The sequence below is a fragment of the Bradyrhizobium sp. Kon10 genome (genome assembly GCF_055807395.1).
This window is the reverse complement of record NZ_JBVVOZ010000034.1, coordinates 1-16,888: the sequence shown is the minus strand read 5'-3', so window position 1 is coordinate 16,888 and position 16,888 is coordinate 1. Positions and strand designations below refer to the sequence as shown.

At 64.1% G+C, this 16,888-nt stretch carries 15 protein-coding genes and 4 pseudogenes; 13 read left to right on the top strand and 6 right to left on the bottom strand.

Going from position 1 to position 16,888, the window contains the following annotated elements:
- The first annotated feature begins 181 nt into the window (after positions 1–181).
- The 3 genes from AC0L2O_RS30645 (at position 182) to AC0L2O_RS30635 (ending at position 1,807) form a co-directional block, all read left to right on the top strand.
- On the top strand, positions 182–562 hold the full coding sequence (locus tag AC0L2O_RS30645) for a hypothetical protein (protein WP_473372370.1): 381 nt from the start codon (positions 182–184) through the stop codon (positions 560–562).
- 319 nt (positions 563–881) lie between these two features.
- Positions 882–1,100 carry a rubredoxin gene (locus tag AC0L2O_RS30640; RefSeq protein ID WP_473372369.1) on the top strand — a complete coding sequence of 73 codons (219 nt, stop codon included), beginning with the start codon at positions 882–884 and terminating at the stop codon, positions 1,098–1,100.
- Positions 1,101–1,162: 62 nt separating this feature from the next.
- On the top strand, positions 1,163–1,807 hold the full coding sequence (locus AC0L2O_RS30635) for an FMN-binding negative transcriptional regulator (protein ID WP_473372368.1): 645 nt from the start codon (positions 1,163–1,165) through the stop codon (positions 1,805–1,807).
- Positions 1,808–2,066: 259 nt separating this feature from the next.
- On the opposite strand, the gene pdxR is transcribed toward AC0L2O_RS30635, so the two are convergent.
- The 3 genes and pseudogenes from pdxR to AC0L2O_RS30620 all read right to left on the bottom strand — a co-directional run bounded on the left by pdxR (position 2,067) and on the right by AC0L2O_RS30620 (position 4,229).
- The gene (gene pdxR / locus AC0L2O_RS30630; RefSeq protein WP_473372367.1) at positions 2,067–3,599 is read right to left on the bottom strand and encodes a MocR-like pyridoxine biosynthesis transcription factor PdxR; all 1,533 of its coding nucleotides are present in this window, start codon (positions 3,597–3,599) and stop codon (positions 2,067–2,069) included.
- A 100-nt stretch (positions 3,600–3,699) separates the two neighbouring features.
- Positions 3,700–3,919 (bottom strand): annotated as a pseudogene (locus AC0L2O_RS30625) (hypothetical protein); the annotation flags it as partial.
- A complete protein-coding gene (locus tag AC0L2O_RS30620) occupies positions 3,834–4,229 on the bottom strand; it encodes a recombinase family protein (RefSeq protein ID WP_473372394.1) in 396 nt (131 codons plus the stop codon). The gene AC0L2O_RS30620 and the pseudogene AC0L2O_RS30625, both read right to left, overlap by 86 nt.
- Positions 4,230–4,506: 277 nt before the next feature.
- Between AC0L2O_RS30620 and AC0L2O_RS30615 the strand changes: the two genes are divergently transcribed.
- The 9 genes and pseudogenes from AC0L2O_RS30615 to AC0L2O_RS30575 form a co-directional block, all read left to right on the top strand.
- A complete protein-coding gene (locus AC0L2O_RS30615; RefSeq protein ID WP_473372366.1) occupies positions 4,507–5,709 on the top strand; it encodes a cytochrome P450 in 1,203 nt (400 codons plus the stop codon).
- Between the two features lie 92 nt (positions 5,710–5,801).
- On the top strand, positions 5,802–7,091 hold the full coding sequence (locus AC0L2O_RS30610; RefSeq protein ID WP_473372365.1) for a cytochrome P450: 1,290 nt from the start codon (positions 5,802–5,804) through the stop codon (positions 7,089–7,091).
- A 1-nt stretch (position 7,092) separates the two neighbouring features.
- Positions 7,093–7,401 carry a ferredoxin gene (locus AC0L2O_RS30605; RefSeq protein ID WP_473372364.1) on the top strand — a complete coding sequence of 103 codons (309 nt, stop codon included), beginning with the start codon at positions 7,093–7,095 and terminating at the stop codon, positions 7,399–7,401.
- The gene (locus tag AC0L2O_RS30600; RefSeq protein WP_473372393.1) at positions 7,388–8,236 is read left to right on the top strand and encodes an SDR family oxidoreductase; all 849 of its coding nucleotides are present in this window, start codon (positions 7,388–7,390) and stop codon (positions 8,234–8,236) included. The genes AC0L2O_RS30605 and AC0L2O_RS30600 overlap by 14 nt, the downstream gene beginning before the upstream one ends.
- Complete coding sequence (locus AC0L2O_RS30595) at positions 8,233–9,576, top strand: cytochrome P450 (protein WP_473372363.1); 1,344 nt, start codon at positions 8,233–8,235, stop codon at positions 9,574–9,576. Before AC0L2O_RS30600 ends, AC0L2O_RS30595 begins: the two co-directional genes overlap by 4 nt.
- A gap of 106 nt (positions 9,577–9,682) precedes the next feature.
- On the top strand, positions 9,683–10,681 hold the full coding sequence (locus AC0L2O_RS30590; protein WP_473372362.1) for a polyprenyl synthetase family protein: 999 nt from the start codon (positions 9,683–9,685) through the stop codon (positions 10,679–10,681).
- Positions 10,682–10,988: 307 nt separating this feature from the next.
- Positions 10,989–12,539 (top strand): hypothetical protein, encoded by a 1,551-nt coding sequence (locus AC0L2O_RS30585; RefSeq protein WP_473372361.1) that lies wholly within the window; start codon positions 10,989–10,991, stop codon positions 12,537–12,539.
- On the top strand, positions 12,536–13,438 hold the full coding sequence (locus AC0L2O_RS30580) for a terpene synthase family protein (protein ID WP_473372360.1): 903 nt from the start codon (positions 12,536–12,538) through the stop codon (positions 13,436–13,438). The genes AC0L2O_RS30585 and AC0L2O_RS30580 overlap by 4 nt, the downstream gene beginning before the upstream one ends.
- A gap of 19 nt (positions 13,439–13,457) precedes the next feature.
- Positions 13,458–13,699, top strand: a pseudogene (locus tag AC0L2O_RS30575) (type 2 isopentenyl-diphosphate Delta-isomerase); the annotation flags it as partial.
- Here the strand turns inward: AC0L2O_RS30575 and AC0L2O_RS30570 are convergent.
- Together AC0L2O_RS30570 and AC0L2O_RS30565 are read right to left on the bottom strand one after the other, a co-directional pair.
- A pseudogene (locus AC0L2O_RS30570) lies at positions 13,699–13,960 on the bottom strand (MFS transporter); the annotation flags it as partial. The pseudogenes AC0L2O_RS30575 and AC0L2O_RS30570 overlap by 1 nt on opposite strands.
- A gap of 64 nt (positions 13,961–14,024) precedes the next feature.
- Positions 14,025–14,302 (bottom strand): annotated as a pseudogene (locus AC0L2O_RS30565) (aldehyde dehydrogenase family protein); the annotation flags it as partial.
- 455 nt (positions 14,303–14,757) lie between these two features.
- On the opposite strand from AC0L2O_RS30565, the gene AC0L2O_RS30560 reads away from it, so the two are divergent.
- A complete protein-coding gene (locus AC0L2O_RS30560; RefSeq protein WP_473321975.1) occupies positions 14,758–15,345 on the top strand; it encodes a GNAT family N-acetyltransferase in 588 nt (195 codons plus the stop codon).
- A 457-nt stretch (positions 15,346–15,802) separates the two neighbouring features.
- Here the strand turns inward: AC0L2O_RS30560 and sbmA are convergent.
- Positions 15,803–16,888, bottom strand: a 1,086-nt coding sequence (sbmA, locus tag AC0L2O_RS30555; RefSeq protein ID WP_473372359.1) for a peptide antibiotic transporter SbmA, incomplete at its 5' end; no start/stop codon positions are given.

The following is a 16,888-nucleotide window of genomic DNA, read 5'->3' as shown; positions in this document are numbered from 1 at the left end:
GATGTCACGCCTTCTCCCAATGCGCGAGAAATGGACGCCGCTCGCGATGAAGACCTGACGGTGTTCAGGATCGGCTGGATGATGCCGCATGTTCAAGATCCCGCGGGAGAGCGCTGCCGGCATCTCTCACCCTTGCGGCTGCACTGCTCTTTTCGGGCACGAGGAAGGATGATAACTTGGGTTGAGCGAAAAGCCGAAGCGTATCTGTCGTCTGCACCTCTATCGGATCGACGATACGTGCCTCGCGCCACGCCTTGATCCCGAGCCAGATGCCTCCGACGTTCTTCAGGAAGGCGAACGCCTGCGCGCTTGCGACAAGAAGGGCACACAGACCGACGGCGCGCCGAAACGTGGACAAGCCGTCCGGTACCTAGGCCAACCCTCGATGCGAGCCCTTCACTTCTGCCAGCAAGCGTCCGGCCACAATATAGAGGAGGCCCGGGCTTGGCATGACCGCCACAAGCATGCCGCAGCCAGGAACAAGAAGAAGGTATGCGGGTCGAACATCGCTCACCCCATCATCGTTTCAACTGGCGTTCGTGGCGCCAATCTTCGTGCATGATGGCTAGACCCGTTTCAGGCCTGAGCGCAAATTGCTGAAAGCTCAGGACCGCAGCGGCCGTGTGGCTCGCTGCAAAGCCAGTTCTAACGCCGTCGGTCGGCCGCTGGACCGATTCTGGCTCATTTGCGCGAGCAGTTTCGGCTGCTCAAAGACGAATGCACTTCTTCTCTGAGAGATCTTCCTGCTGCCGGGTTGACCCCGTGACCAAAACCAAGGGACGTCAATCTGGTACAGCAAGAATGCCGCAGACTGGCACTATCGGATGAACCAGTTGGGGTCTACATCGGCTCATGAATGCTCCACAGCATGGGGAACCGTTATGGGCAATGAAAGCGCTCGCCTGCACTCCGAAACAGCGCTCGACGCACCGGTTTACAAGACCTGGATGTGCGCGCTGTGCGGGGTAGTTTACAAGGAGCGGGAGGGATGGCCGGACCAGGGCATCCCGCCGGGCACTCGCTGGGAAGACGTTCCCGACGAGTGGATCTGCCCCGATTGCGGCGCAGACAAGAGTGAATTCCAGATGACCGAGGTCTGAACGAAAACCCGTTGATGCTGTGAGCAGCGTGCGCGGCATTCATCAATGGCCAAGGAGCTAGCATGTACGTCCCCCCACATTTCGCCGAGTCGCGCCCCGAGGCGCTTCACGATCTCATCGACAAAAATCCTCTTGGCATCCTCTTTACCAACGGGAAGAGCGGGCTGGACGCAAATCACCTGCCTTTCGAGTTGCACGCGAACGAAGGGCAGCAGGGCGTGCTTCATTCACATGTCGCTCGCGCGAATCCCGTTTGGCAGGACATCTCCACGGGCGACGAGGTGCTGATCGTGTTCCGCGCCGCGGACGCCTACATCGCGCCGAACTGGTATCCGAGCAAGGTCGAGTTCAAGAAACAGGTTCCATCCTGGAATTATATTGTGGCACATGTGTACGGACGCGCGACGATCCGCGACGATGAGCGTTACGTCCGTGGCATGGTCGCGCGACTGACGCGCATTCATGAGGCGAAGCAGGCCAATCCTTGGAAGATGACCGATAGCCCCAAGGATTATATCGATACGATGCTCAAGATGATCGTCGGGATCGAAATCGAGATCACACGGCTCGTTGGCAAGTCGAAGCTCAGTCAAAATAAAGAGGTCCGGGACATTCTTAGTGCAGGGAACGCGCTCAAGGCGCAGGGCAAGGATGTGATCGGCGATGCAATGCTGGCCGCCGCTGCGGTCAAAGCGGAGCAGGCCTGACTCTTACGCGACCGAGCGACATGCTCGGAAAGATCGTGGCACAACAACCCACCTGCAATCGTCGGGGCAGGGTATGGCGGGCCAAACCCATCGGCGGCCCTGTGAAAGCACGGATGATGTCGAAAGCTGTGCTATTGGACTCAAAAGCTGGAGATCAGTGCGCGTTCTTCCCGGCGCGCTACAGAGCTCGCGATCCAATGTTCTAGTTCGCGGCGAGCGCCGATCGCCGCGAATGAGACCTGAGAGCGGCCATCCGCTATCATCTGGCAGTTTTCATCCGTGAGCCCTTGGACAGTTTGGCCTTCCTGTTCGCGCGGACCGATGCCTCAAGTACGCCTTTCAGGCGGACTGCGGCGGCCTGCAATTCCGGGACGGAAAAGCCGCCAAACCCGAGCATGAGACCGACGCGAGCAGGCGCATCTTGATACATGGGCGAGATCGGTCGCACGACCAGCCCGGCCTTCTGTGCTTGGTCGGCAAGCTTGACATCGTCGAGGCCGGCAGGAAGCCAGAGCACCAGGTGCATACCTTGGTCGCTTGGTTGGAGCGCTGCCCAGGATGGCAGCTCTGTCTCGATGGCGGAGATCAGGGTTGCGCGCCGTTCTGCATAAGCGCCCCGGATGCGCCGTATGTGAGCTTCGAAATAGCCCTCGCGCATATATTGTGCGAGCACATATTGATCGGCCGTCGGAGAATGGCGGTCGATAAGAGCACGGGCGCCCGCGAACGCATTCACCAGGGGAACGGGAACGATGGCGTATCCGATCCGCATCGAGGAAAATAGCACCTTGCTCATGGTCCCGAGATAGATGACGCGTGTAGGATCAAGTCCCTGCAGGGATGGAAATGGATGTCCGGCGTAGCGAAGCTCGCTGTCGTAGTCGTCCTCGACAATCCATGCATTGTTTTGACGGGCCCACGACAACAGAGCCGTGCGCCTGGCCATGCTCATCGGCATGCCGAGCGGGTATTGATGCGATGGTGTAACGAAGGCGACCCGGGCCTTCGGACGTCGGACGAGACCTTCGTGGACGTCGATGCCCTGTTCGTCGACAGGAATCCGACAGGTCTGGACGTTGAAGTTTCCGAGGACCGCGACAATACCGGGATAGGCTGGGTCTTCTGCCCATACCGCGTCTCCGTCCGCAAGAAGAACGGTTGCAGCGAGAAAAAGACCCTGCTGCGTACCTGCCGTGATCACGACCTGACCGGGCTCGCATTTCACTCCACGGGCCTTACGGACGTACTCGGCAATCGCGATCCGCAAATCTGGCAATCCTTTCGGGTCGATGTACCCTGACGGAGCAGCCACGCGTAGCGCTCGGACGCGATTACCAAGGCGGCGCCACTTGTCATCCGGGGCGACCGCGCCTGCCGGATGAGCGATTGCAAATGGCGTCGTCCCTTGGGGTCGAAGAGTTTGCGCGACCTCTGCAAGACGGGCGACGTTCTCCGCCAACACAGGACCGATCCGCGGCGGCTCGATGAATGCCTGCGCGGGGCTCACGAGTTCGCTCTCGCCATTGACGTTCGCTACGATGGTCCGGCCTCTGGCGCGCGCCTGGAGATAGCCTTCCGCATGTAGCTGACCAAATGCCTCGATGACCGTACCTCTCGCAAGTTGGAGCGATGCAGCAAGGGCTCGGGTGGACGGCAGCGGTTCGCCCGGTTTCAAGACTCCCTTCGATATTGCCTCACGGAGTGCCTCTGTGAGTTGGTGTCCGACTCTCCGAGCGGTCTTGTCGAGAGATCCCAGCGAGGGAATCGCGACAATGTTTCGGCGCCTTACCATTGCAGTTCTGGCCTATCTGTCCTGCCGCATTTCGACGCAAACAATAGGCCAATTCCGGCAGGCATTGAAGAATTCTAAGCCTGAACCGCCGAAATTTCGGTCATCCCAACTCCAGCTGCCACAAGCGTGTCTAGGTCGATCATCTTGCCGTAGCTCTGGAAGCTGTAACCGGTTCGCAGGACGTGCCGCCAAGCTGGCGGCAACATGTGGGTGATGGGCGCCAGCGCGTTGGCGTTAACGTTCGCCTCGTAGTTCGTCAGTAGCCGCGACAGGATGCCCGAGCTGTAGAAGATGACTGCGTTGGCGATCAGCCGGGCACACCAGGAATTCGCCCGGGGGCATCGTGGTGTCCAGGTTCTCAGCCAGCGAGCGGAACGCCACCCGTTTGTCCTTGAGCGAAGTCACGATGGCGAGCAGGTGCGACAGCGAGCGGCCGAGCCGGTCGAGTTTCCACACGACCGGCACGTCGCCGGGCCGGACGAATTCGAGGGCCCGCGCTAAGCCGGTGCGGTCATCCTTCGCACCCGAGGCGTGACCCTCGAACAGGTGACGCGGATCAACGCCGGCGGCGAGCAGCAACTCGCGCTGCAAGTCCGTGCTCTGTCGCTCGGAGTCCGACCACACGCGCATGTCGCCAACCAACATAGGCGGATGCATAGGTTTCCGTATGGCAGCGCGTGGCGACAAAGTTCTCCGCATATTTTCTTGCACCACCAGGCGTTTAGCTTAGTGGGGCTACTACAAGATTCGGTAGGTGGTTAAAGCCAACTTGAGGCCCTAGGGTCCGGCCGCCTTCCGCCGATCATCGTCGACGAACAGAAGGGAACGCAAGCGCACGTGAAGCCGCTGCTCGCAGCGCCTGCCTGTCACCTTCCGCCCTCCATCGCTGACAGAGTGAACTGCCAACATGTCCGAACAAGCCTTGGCGACGCTGCCGATGTGGCGCGTCGATCACATCGAGCCCTCGCCCGAGATGTTGGCGCTAAGCGCGAACGGTCCAATCCACCGCGTGCGCTTCCCATCCGGGCACGAAGGCTGGTGGGTGACAGGCTACGACGAGGCCAAGGCGGTGTTGTCTGACGCGGCGTTCCGGCCCGCGGGAATGCCACCGGCGGCATTCACTCCGGATTCGGTGATGCTCGGTTCGCCGGGGTGGCTGGTCTCGCACGAGGGGAGCGAGCATGCCCGGTTACGCACGATCGTGGCGCCGGCCTTCAGCGAGCGCAGGGTGAAGCTGCTCGCCCAGCAGGTCGAGGCGATCGCCGCGCAGTTGTTCGAGACGCTGGCGGCCCAGCCCCAGCCCGCCGACCTGCGGCGCCACCTCTCCTTTCCGCTTCCGGCCATGGTCATCACCGCGCTGATGGGCGTGCTCTACGAGGATCACGCCTTTTTCGCCGGGCTGTCCGACGAGGTGATGACACACCAGCATGAAAGCGGCCCGCGCAGCGCGTCGCGCCTGGCCTGGGAAGAACTGCGCGCCTACATTCGCGGCAAGATGCGGGACAAGCGCAAGGATCCGGGCGACAACCTGCTGACGGATCTGCTCGCGGCGGTCGACCAGGGCAGGGCGAACGAGGAAGAGGCGATCGGCCTGGCGGCGGGCATGCTGGTGGCGGGGCACGAGAGCACCCTCGCGCAAATCGAATTCGGCCTGCTGGCCATGTTCCGCCATCCGCAACAGCGCGAACGCCTGGTCGGCGATCCATCCTTGGTCGACAAGGCGGTGGAAGAAATTCTGCGCATGTACCCGCCGGGCGCGGGCTGGGACGGCATCATGCGTTACCCGAGGACCGACGTGATCATCGCGGGCGTGCATATTCCCGCGGAGAGCAAGGTGCTGGTCGGCCTGTCGGCGACGTCGTTCGATCGCCGCCATTTCAAAGACCCGGAAATCTTCGACATCGGACGCGACGCAAAGCCGCACCTGGCGTTCTCCTATGGGCCGCACTACTGCATCGGCTTGGCGTTGGCCAGGCTGGAACTCAAGGTGGTGTTCGGTTCGATCTTCCAGCGCTTTCCCGCGCTGCGCCTGGCCGTGGCGCCTGAAGAACTGAAGTTGCGCAAGGAGATCATCACTGGCGGGTTCGAGGAGTTTCCGGTGCTCTGGTGAGGCGCGGACGCCGCTCGGAATCGCGATCTTCTCCGCAATTTGTTGGCGCCTGGCGTGCACCGGTCAGATCAGCCAGCCAACAGGTGACCAAGATGGACGTGCAACAAACCACGGCAGCATGCCGGGACGCCTTCGCAGAACTGGCGTCGCCAGCGTGTATCCACGACCCGTATCCGTTCATGCGGTGGTTGCGCGAGCACGATCCGGTGCATCGCGCGGCCTCGGGCCTCTTTCTGTTGAGCCGCCACGCTGACATCTGTTGGGCGCTCAAGGCCACGGGCGATGCATTGCGGGGACCGGCGCCAGGCGAACTTGCGCGCTATTTTCCGCGTGCGGCGACCAGCCTGTCGCTCAATCTGCTGGCGTCCACGCTGGCGATGAAGGACCCACCGACGCATACGCGTCTGCGCCGGCTGATCTCGCGCGATTTCACCATGCGCCAGATCGACGACCTGCGGCCGAGCATCGCGCGCATCGTCGCAGCGCGCCTGGACGGCATGACGCCCGCGCTGGAGCGCGGGGAGGCGGTGGACCTGCATCGGGAATTCGCGCTGGCCTTGCCCATGCTGGTCTTCGCCGAACTGTTCGGCATGCCCCCGGACGACATGTTCGGGCTCGCCGCCGGCATCGGCGCCATTCTGGAAGGCCTGAGCCCGCACGCCAGCGATCCCCAGCTCGCCGCGGCGGATGCGGCCAGCGGCAGGGTGCAGGCCTACTTCGGCGACCTCATACAGCGCAAGCGCACCGATCCCTGCCACGACATCGTCTCGATGCTGGTCGGCGCACACGACGACGATGCCGACACGTTGTCGGATGCGGAGTTGATCAGCATGCTATGGGGCATGCTGCTGGGCGGTTTCGCCACCACTGCTGCGACCATCGACCATGCGGTCCTGGCGATGCTGGCGTATCCCGAACAGCGGCACTGGTTGCAGGGAGACGCCGTGGGGGTGAAGGCATTCGTCGAAGAAGTCCTGCGCTGCGACGCGCCCGCCATGTTCAGCTCCATTCCGCGTATCGCCCGGCGCGAGATCGAGCTGGGCGGCGTGGTGATCCCGAAGGACGCGGACGTGCGCGTGCTGATCGCGGCCGGCAATCGCGACCCGGACGCCTTCGCCGATCCCGATCGCTTCGATCCCGCGCGGTTCTACGGCACCAGTCCTGGCATGTCGACCGACGGGAAGATCATGCTGAGCTTCGGCCAAGGCATCCACTTCTGCCTCGGTGCGCAACTCGCCCGGGTGCAGTTGGCCGAGTGCCTGCCGCGGATCCAGGCGCGCTTCCCCACGCTGGCATTGGCCGAGCAGCCGACCCGGGAGCCCTCCGCATTCCTTAGGACATTCCGCGCGTTGCGGGTGCGGCTGCATGCAAATGGGGGCTGAGATGCGCGTCGTGGTCGACCAGGATCTGTGCGGAACCACCGGGCAGTGCGTGCTGACGCTGCCGGGCACCTTTCGCCAGCGCGAACCGGACGGCGTGGCCGAAGTGTGCGTGACGACCATCCCGCAGGCGCTGCACGCCGACGTGCGGCTCGCGGCCAGCCAGTGCCCGGTCGCCGCCATTCGGGTCATCGAAGGCGACGCTACTGATGACGAGCGCGCCAGCGCCGACCCTGCGCCTTCTCCGGCCGAGGCCGAGCGGCATGCCGCGAAAGACCAACGCAATCCACGAGGACACGATGGGACGGTTTGAAGGCAAGGTGGCCGTAGTGACCGGCGCCGGCGCCGGCATTGGCAAGGCATGCGCGCTTGCCATCGCGCGCGAGGGCGGCAGAGTGGTGGTGGCCGACATTGATGGCTCGGCGGCCATCGCCTGCACCGCGCAGATCGCGGCCGAAGCGGGCCACGCGCTGGCCCTAGCCATGGACATCGCCGATGCGCAGGCGGTGGCAGTGCTGTTCGAGACGGCGGAGCGGCACTTCGGTGGCGTCGAGCTGCTGGTGAACAACGCGAGCGCCATGCATCTGACCCCGCGCGACGGCGCGATCCGCGACCTGGATCTGGCGGTCTGGGATCAGACCATGGCGACCAATCTGCGCGGCACGCTGCTCTGCTGCCGGCAGGCCATCCCACGGATGATTGCCCGCGGCGGTGGCGCGATCGTCAACATGTCGTCATGCCAGGGGCTCAGCGGTGATACCGCGCAGACGTCCTACGCCGCGTCTAAGGCGGCGATGAACATGCTCTCGGCCTCGCTCGCCACCCAGTACGGTCAAGCGCAGATCCGCTGCAACGCGGTTGCGCCGGGTCTCATCATGACCGAGCGTCTCCTCGCCAAGCTGGACGAGTGCAAGCAACGGCATCTGCGCCGGCACCAGCTCCTGCCGCGCATCGGCCGCCCCGAGGACGTGGCCGCGCTGGTGGCGTTTCTGCTCTCCGACGATGCGGCGTTCATCACCGGTCAGGTCGTGTGCATCGACGGCGGCATGCTGGCGCATGTGCCGACGTACGCCGACGGTGGCAACAGCCGCGTCGCGCGGCGTGCCGGCGACACCGCCGAAGCGGCCGCGGCGCCGCGCTGCGGATGAACATGCTGCTCAACCCGCTAAACCGTCGGCACCGGCTGCGGCTCGACATACCGGTCGTGCCCGGCGCTTTCCCCCTGGTCGGGCATCTTCCCGCCATCGTGTGTGACCTGCCTAGCTTGCTGCGGCGCGCGGAACGGACGCTGGGCAGCCACTTTTGGCTGGATTTCGGCCCTGCCGGACACCTGATGACCTGCGTGGATCCGGATGCGTTCGCTCTGCTCCGGGACAAGGACGTGTCCTCGGCGCTGATCGAGCAGATCGCGCCCGAATTGTTTGCCGGAACGTTGGTCGCGCAGGACGGCGGCGCGCACCGGCAGGCGCGCGATGCGATCAAGGCGGCGTTCCTGCCCAAGGGGCTGACCCAGGCCGGCATCGGCGACCTGTTCGCGCCCGTCATCCGAGCGCGGGTGCAGGCGTGGCGCGACCGCCGGGAGATAAGCATCCTGCGCGAAACCGGCGACCTGATGCTCAAGCTCATCTTCAGCCTGATGGGAATCCCCGCGCAGGACCTGCCGGGATGGCATCGCAAGTACCGGCAACTGCTGCAGTTGATCGTCGCGCCCCCGATCGATCTGCCCGGACTGCCCTTGCGGCGCGGCCGCGCCGCCCGCGACTGGATCGACGCGCAGTTGCGCCAGTTCATCCGAGACGCGCGTGCGCATGCCGCGCGTACCGGGTTGATCAAGCACATGGTGAGCGCCTTCGATCGAAGCGACGATGCGCTCTCCGATGACGTCCTGATCGCCAATATCCGCTTGCTGCTGCTTGCCGGTCACGACACCACCGCCTCGACGATGGCCTGGATGGTGGTCGAGCTGGCGCGCCAGCCTATGCTGTGGGACACCCTGGTCGAGGAGGCGCAACGCGTCGGCGCGGTGCCGACCCGGCACGCGGACCTGGCGCAGTGTCCCGTCGCCGAGGCCCTGTTCCGCGAAACGCTGCGCGTGCATCCGACGACCACGCTCCTGCCGCGTCGCGCGCTGCAGGAATTACAACTCGGCCAGCGGCGCATTCCCGCGGGCACCCATCTGTGCATCCCGCTGCTGCATTTCTCGACCTCGGCGCTGCTGCACGAGGCCCCTGATCAGTTCCGCCTGGCGCGGTGGCTGCAACGCAGGGAGCCGATCCGGCCGGTGGACATGCTGCAGTTCGGTACCGGCCCACACGTCTGCATCGGCTACCACCTGGTATGGCTGGAACTGGTGCAGTTCTGCATCGCCTTGGCGCTGACCATGCACAAGGCCGGGGTGCGGCCGCGGTTGCTGAGCGACGGGGAAAAAGGCCGGCGCTATTACCCGACCGCACATCCGTCCATGAAAATCCGCATCGGATTCTCATGAGCTGGCATCGCTTGCGCCGGTGTGGCGAGGCAGCCACGCCGGCAATACCGCGGCGGCTCGCCACTCGCCGTGGCCGTCTCCTGTCAGGTACAAGGACATAAACGACATGCAGACCGGTTACACGCAACACGACGGACGAACTGGTGTTTCCGCGCTCGGCGGATTGGGCGCGCAGGGGCGCGGCGCATCCGGCAGGCTGCTTCCGGAGATCTGGATGCAGGACGGCGCAAAACGGGTCGAACAGGCGCTAGCGCGTCTTCTCTGCGCCGAAAACGACGGTGGGACCGAGCTGATGTCGGCGATGCACTACGCCACCTTGAATGGCGGGAAGCGCACCCGCGCCTTGCTCTGCATGGCTGCCGGCGCATTAGCCGACACGCCGGCGCATATGCTCGACGACGTCGGCGCCGCCATCGAGATGATGCACGCCTGTACCCTGGTCCACGACGACCTTCCCGCGATGGACGACGACGTGCTTCGCCGCGGCCTTCCGACCGTGCATGTCAAGTTCGGCGAAGCCACTGCAATCCTTGTCGGCGATGCGCTGCAGGCGCACGCCTTCCTGACCTTGGCGAGCCTGGATGGGCCGGGCGACAACCGTATCGCGCTCGTGCGCGAACTGGCGCAGGCAGTGTCCGCCGAGGGTGCCGCAGGCGGGCAGGCAGTGGATCTGTCGCTGGTCGGAAAGCACGTCGAGCTGGACAGCATCCTGGCGATGCACCGGATGAAGAGCGGAGCGCTGGTGCGCGCGTCCGTTCGCATGGGCGCGCTATGCGCCATCGCGGACAATGCTGCACACGCTGCACTGTACTCTGCGCTCGATTGCTATAGCGCCTGTTTCGGCCTGGCATTGCAGGTGGTCGACGACATTCTCGATGCGACAGCAGATACGGCGGCGCTGGGCAAGACCCCCGGCAAGGACGCGGCGGCGCAGAAGCCGACCTGCGCGTCGATCATGGGGCTGCAGGCTGCGCGCCAGTTCGCGCTGGATCTGTTGCGCGACGCCGGGGAGGCCATCGCCCCGCTTGGGCCGCGTGCGGAACGGTTGGCGCAGATGCTGCAGCGGGCCAACGCGTATCTGCTCAAGCACACGCCATGCGCATGAGCGCGCCCGTCCGCATGGAGTCGCTCCTGTGCCGCTGCCATCGACCGGCGGCAGCCGTGCATGCTGCACTGTGTCCGAGTCCGCGGCGCCGATCGCAGCGATTGCCCAGCACGGCCGCAGCGCCCGCGGCGGGCTACGCGCAAGCCTATGCGGCGGACCGGCGCCAGGATCGGGGCACCTCGCCGCGCCGGAGCAGGGCGGCCGTCCGGCGCTGCCCATGCGCGGGGCCGCGACGGGCCTGCGGCGACGCGCGCGGCGTCTGCCCGATCCTGGTTCTCGTCAACGGACTGGAGAAGGAGCAGGGCGCGTGAACGCGCGGTCGGAACAGATCCTTTCCGAATTGCGCCACTTGCTGAGCGAGATGAGCGACGGCGGCAGCGTCGGTCCGTCCGTCTACGACACGGCGCGAGCTCTGCAATTCCACGGCAACGTCACCGGTCGGCAGGACGCATTTGCGTGGCTCATCGCGCAGCAACAGGCCGATGGCGGATGGGGAAGTGCGGACTTCCCGCTGTTCCGCCATGCGCCCACGTGGGCGGCGTTGCTGGCATTGCAGAGTGCCGATCCTCTTCCCAGCGCTGCCGACGCGGTCCAGGCTGCAACCCGGTTCCTCGAACGCCTGCCCGATCCCTACGCGCATGCGGTGCCGGAAGACGCGCCGATCGGCGCGGAGCTGATCCTGCCGCAGCTTTGCGCCGAGGCCGCATCCTTGCTGGACGGCGTGGCGTTTCCGCGCCACCTGGCGCTGTTGCCGTTGCGGCAAGCGTGCCTGGTCAAGCTTGGGGCAATGGCGACGTTGCCGAGCGGCCATCCGTTGCTGCACTCCTGGGAAGCCTGGGGGACGTCGCCGAGCACCGCATGCCCGGATCACGACGGCAGCATCGGTATCAGTCCGGCGGCCACCGCCGCCTGGCGTGCGCAGGCCGTGACACAGGACAGCACGCCGCAGGTCGGGCGCGCCGACGCGTATCTGCAGGCAGCATCGCGCGCGACGCGCAGCGGCATCGAAGGTGTCATTCCCAACGTCTGGCCGATCAATGTGTTCGAGCCATGCTGGTCGCTGTACACCCTGCATTTGGCCGGGCTGTTCACACATCCCGCGCTCGCCGAGGCGGTGCACGTGATCGTCTTGCAGCTCGACGCCCGCTTGGGCGTGCGCGGTCTGGGCCCGTCCTTGCACTTCGCGGCCGATGCGGACGACACCGCGATTGCGTTGTGCGTCCTGCGCCTTGCAGGCCGCGAGCGGGCGGTCGATGCGTTGCGCCATTTCGAATGCGGCGAGCTGTTCGTCACCTTCCCCGGCGAGCGCAATGCCTCGGTGTCGACCAACATCCATGCCCTGCATGCGTTGCGACTGTTGGGAAAGCCCACTGCCGGCACCACCGCCTACGTCGAGGCCAATCGCAACCCGCAGGGTCTATGGGACAACGAAAAATGGCACGTTTCGTGGCTGTATCCCACCGCGCACGCGGTAGCAGCGCTGGCGCAAGGCAAGCCCCAGTGGCGCGACGAGCGCGCGCTGGCGGCGCTGCTGCGGGCGCAGCGCAACGACGGCGGCTGGGGCGCCGGTCGCGCGTCCACATTCGAGGAAACCGCCTATGCGCTGTTCGCGTTGCACGTGATGGACGGGAGCGAAGAGGCGACAGGGCGCCGGCGCATCGCGCTGGCGGTGACGCGTGCGCTGGAGTGGATGCTCGCCCGCCATGCGGCGCATCCATTGCCGCAGACGCCGCTGTGGATCGGCAAGGAACTGTATTGCCCCACGCGGGTCGTGCGCGTGGCTGAACTCGCCGGCTTGTGGCTGGCGCTGCATTGGGGCCAACGCACCCTGGCCGAGGCAGCAGGAGCGGTGCCGTGATCCAGACCGAACGCGCGCTGCAGCAGGTGGTGGAGTGGGGGCATTCCCTGACCGGGTTCGCCGATGAGCATGCCGAGGAAGCGGTCAGGGGCGGCCAGTACATCCTGCAGCGCATCCACCCGAGCCTGCGCGACGCCAGCGCCCGCACCGGCCGCGATCCGCAGGACGAAACGCTGATCGTGGCGTTCTACCGCGAACTGGCGCTGCTGTTCTGGCTCGACGATTGCAACGACGTCGGCCTGATCGCGCCGGAGCAGCTCGCCGCTGTGGAGCAGGCGCTGGGGCAGGGCGTGCCGTGCGCGCTCCCCGGATTCGAGGGCTGCGCTGTGCTGCGCGCCTCGCTGGCCGCACTCGCCTACGATCGTGGCGACTATGCTCAGCTTCTCGACGATACCCGGCGTTACTGCGCGGCGCTGCGCGCCGGACACGCGCGGGCGGCAGGGGCGGAACGCTGGTCTTACGCCGAGTACCTGCACAACGGCATCGATTCGATCGCCTACGCGAATGTGTTCTGTTGCCTGTCTTTGCTGTGGGGGCTGGACATGGCGACCTTGCGGGCGCGTCCGGCGTTTCGCCAGGTCCTGCGGCTCATCTCCGGGATAGGGCGTCTGCAGAACGATCTGCATGGACGCGACAAGGACAGCTCGGCCGGCGAGGCCGACAACGCGGCGATCCTGCTGCTGCAGCGCTATCCGGCTATGCCTGTGGTGGAGTTCCTCAAGGACGAGCTGGCCGGCCATACGCGCATGCTGAACCGCCTGATGGCGGAAGAACGCTTTCCCGCGCCGTGGGGAGCGTTGATCGAGGCCATGGCGGCCATCCGCGCGCAGTACTACCAGACCTCGACCAGCCGCTACCGCAGGGACGCCGCGGGCGCAGCCCAGTGTGCGCCCGGCTGAACGCGCGGAAGGCGGCGGCGTGCGCCCGCTGCCGTCGGTCCGATCCGACGCAACGCCGTCACCCGATGCAGCGAGCAGAGCGACACCGCCCTGAGCCGGTGCAAGGACGACTAACTGGACGTCGTGCTGGATCGCCGAACGGCGCCGGCCACGGTCGCCGCCGCCTGGGAGTATATCGCTTTCGAACACTGCGCATTGCCTGAGTTGGACTTGACGCAGATCGAGCTCTGCGGCCTGGCCGCTGGGCAAGACATGCGCGCGAAGCGTCGTCCATAGCGGTCGCCGAGAAATCCGGTACCGAACGATCCACCATCATGCCGACGAAGGCCGCGGAGATGAACACCACATTCTCAGCGAGGGTCGAAAAGCCCGTCTTCAGCATCACGCTCAGCACGGTACCGGCAATGTAGATGTCAAAACCCTCGAAAAACATTCCGATGCCGATCAGCAGCATGATGCCGCGATGGAACGGCCCGACCGGCAGTCGACAAGACGAGTGCCTGCGTTCACGGATATCGACATTGACACTCTCCTTTTATGCTTTATGCGGCCCGCCTTCTTCGAACGTCTGCCGCTTGTCGTCATGTTAGTTCAGCCGCTTCTGGTTGGCCGTGTCCCGATACCAGTCGAACGGCTGCTCGTGCGTGGCGATCATCACGCTCTTGGTGTTGAAGTGGTCGTCGAAGCTCTCGGTGCCGCATTCGCGGCCGGTGGCGGAATAGCCGAGCCCGCCCCAGGGCGAGGCGGGGTCGAGCCGGTGATGATCGTTGAAACGGAGGCGGCAACTCGATGCGTGCGGGCGACGTCACCGGTGCGGATCGCTGCGGCAAGGCCGAAGCGGAAGTCGTTGGCAATCCTTAGGGCAGAGAATGCCAAGCACCTACCTGGGTTGGCAGGTTACAAATTATGCTGCAGTGCTTAGACTCTCGAGCGAATGCAACTCGCAATATTTGGCGAAACAAGATCACCTTGTAACTCAAATCGTCTTTTCGCTGCTTTCGGAAAGCTGGCAGAGTTGTCGACGCCGATAAAACGAACCCTTCCTTCGGAAAGGGCAGGATCCAGATGACGCTCTCATGGCGAAAAGCACAAGTCCTCGCCAGATCCAGATCCAGATCCAGGTCCAAGAGTCAGGGCCTCCAGCGAGGAATCTCCGTCCGAAGCGGCGGTCGAAGGCGGTCTTCTGAGACAGGATGAGAGCGGGAGACGGAAACTAAAGGGATCCGATGAATCTTCGGGGGCACAACCATTCCGCTCACGTCCAAGGTATCGGTCGTGTGCTCCAACCTTCAACTCTGCGATCGAAAAAGCGGTGCAACATGACAAGCGAGCCGGGCGTCACCTCGGCGAACGCAAGTATTCGGGCAAGAATCGTCTGGACAATTGTCCTCGGCTTTGCCGCCGATCCTTTGATGCGTTGGAGTTGGCCGGACCCTGGGCAATATCTTGGCAGCATGACTCAGTTCATCAACGCCTGTGGCGGACGAGCATTCGAGCATGGCACAGCATACGTCGCGGCAGACAGTCGCGCCGCGGCCCTGTGGCTGCCTCCCGGCGTGCAGCAGGATGAGGATGCGCTGGACGCAATCATGGCGCTGTCCCTGCGCCCGGAAATCAGCGAACATATGGCACACCTACGCCAGGGAATGGCCGAACATCATCCCTCCGAGCCACATTGGTATTTGCCCGTCATCGCTGTCGATCCGAACTGGGCCGGACAAGGGCTTGGCACATTGCTGATGAAGTACGCTCTTCAACGCTGCGATGAGCAGGGCATCGCTGCCTACCTCGAAAGTTCGAATCCTGAAAACATTCCCTTTTACCAACGCCACGGGTTCAAGATCATTGGAGAGATACAGCACGGTTGCTCACCCCCACTTACGCCGATGTTGCGAAAGGCGTATTGAGCGGAATTCGGAGACGCCTCGCATGCTGCGGCTCCTGGAGCGTCCTTGCAGACGCCGAACTGAGGCGCATTGCCTCGTCCGGATGGTTACTGGACAACTTCTCGCCGGTAATTGAGTGGGCGCCATCGAATTAGTCCGGTGGCGTCTATGGCGGGAAAGATCAGCATGGGCGCGCGGCGGCAGGTGGTGTCGGCCGTAACGGATCGTGGCCGGTCGGCGCCGGGCGGAAAAGAGGCGCATCCTCGAGCGATATGCGCGACGACGGGTTGGCATCCGCAAGCACGCGGTGCCTGCAATTCGGGTACGCGCAACGGTTGAACCGGGGCCGGTCGAGGCACCTCGAGAGCGCAAGCGTAGACATGACGCTACGATCAAGGACGCGACGACCGCGGCGTGGGAGGCGTCGGATCGGGTGTGCGGCAAGCGACTCAAGGGCCGGGTTTCGTCAACTCCTGCCTCAGGCTGGCTGTTTTTGTGTCTCGATCGACGGCAGTAGCCCACCGTGGATCTTTGCCTCAAAGCTCCGCAGCCGCTGATAGATCGAGATCAGTTCGACGATCGTGCTCCAGGAGTTGACGAGATACTGAAACGAGGTTCGCACTTGCGTGAATGCATTGAGGATCTGGTTCATCGCGCCGAGGGTGATCTTGCCTGTGATGATCGTAGGCGCAAGCAGCAGATAAGGAAAGATGGCGTCAGTCTGCAGATAGACGATCCGGCCGATATTGAAGTACATGAAATTCAGATAGAGACGGAAGTAATTCCTGCGAATGTCGCTAAACAGCACGCTCAATGTCGGAGCATTGGCACGCGCCGCATCATCCTCGCCGAGCACCAGCTCCTTGCGATAGGCCGCTTCGACCCGCTGGTTGAAAAATTCTATTCCGGGCAGACGGATGCCGATAAGCGCGAGAACGCCGGTGCCCAGGATCGACCAGATCACTGCGGCGAACACCAGCGGATAGGGAATCGAGCCGAACAGAGGCAGCTCAGTCACGTTGCTGGACAGCCGCACTAGAACCGGCAGGAAGGCCAGGAGCGTCAGCACCGCGCTGATGAGATTGACGCCTAGACCCTCCATGGTGCTGGCAAAGCGCATGGTGTCTTCTTGGACGCGCTGGGAGGCGCCTTCGATCGTGCGCAGCCGTGGCCAGTTCGCGACATAAAAATCGTTCATCGCTGTGCGCCAGCGGAAGATGTAGTGGCTGACGAAGAATCGCGTCATCACGCCGACCACGACGGCCACGAGCGCGATACCGGCAAAGGTCGACAGTTCGTTGTAGAACTGCTCAACCGTGACCGGCGCCGATTTCGAAAGCGCAGCCTGGACCAGGTCGTAGAACGGTCCATACCAGCTGTTGATCGCGACCGAGACCTGGACCTGAAAGTAAGAGGTGAACAGGATCAGCGCCGAACCAAGAATGGACCACGTCGCCCAGGGATGGGGGGCAAATAACATCCATGCAGCCGCGAACACCGTAACGGCCAGCGCAAAATAGAGATCAAACCACAGCGCCGAGGCCGACCAGAACGTCGCAAGCCC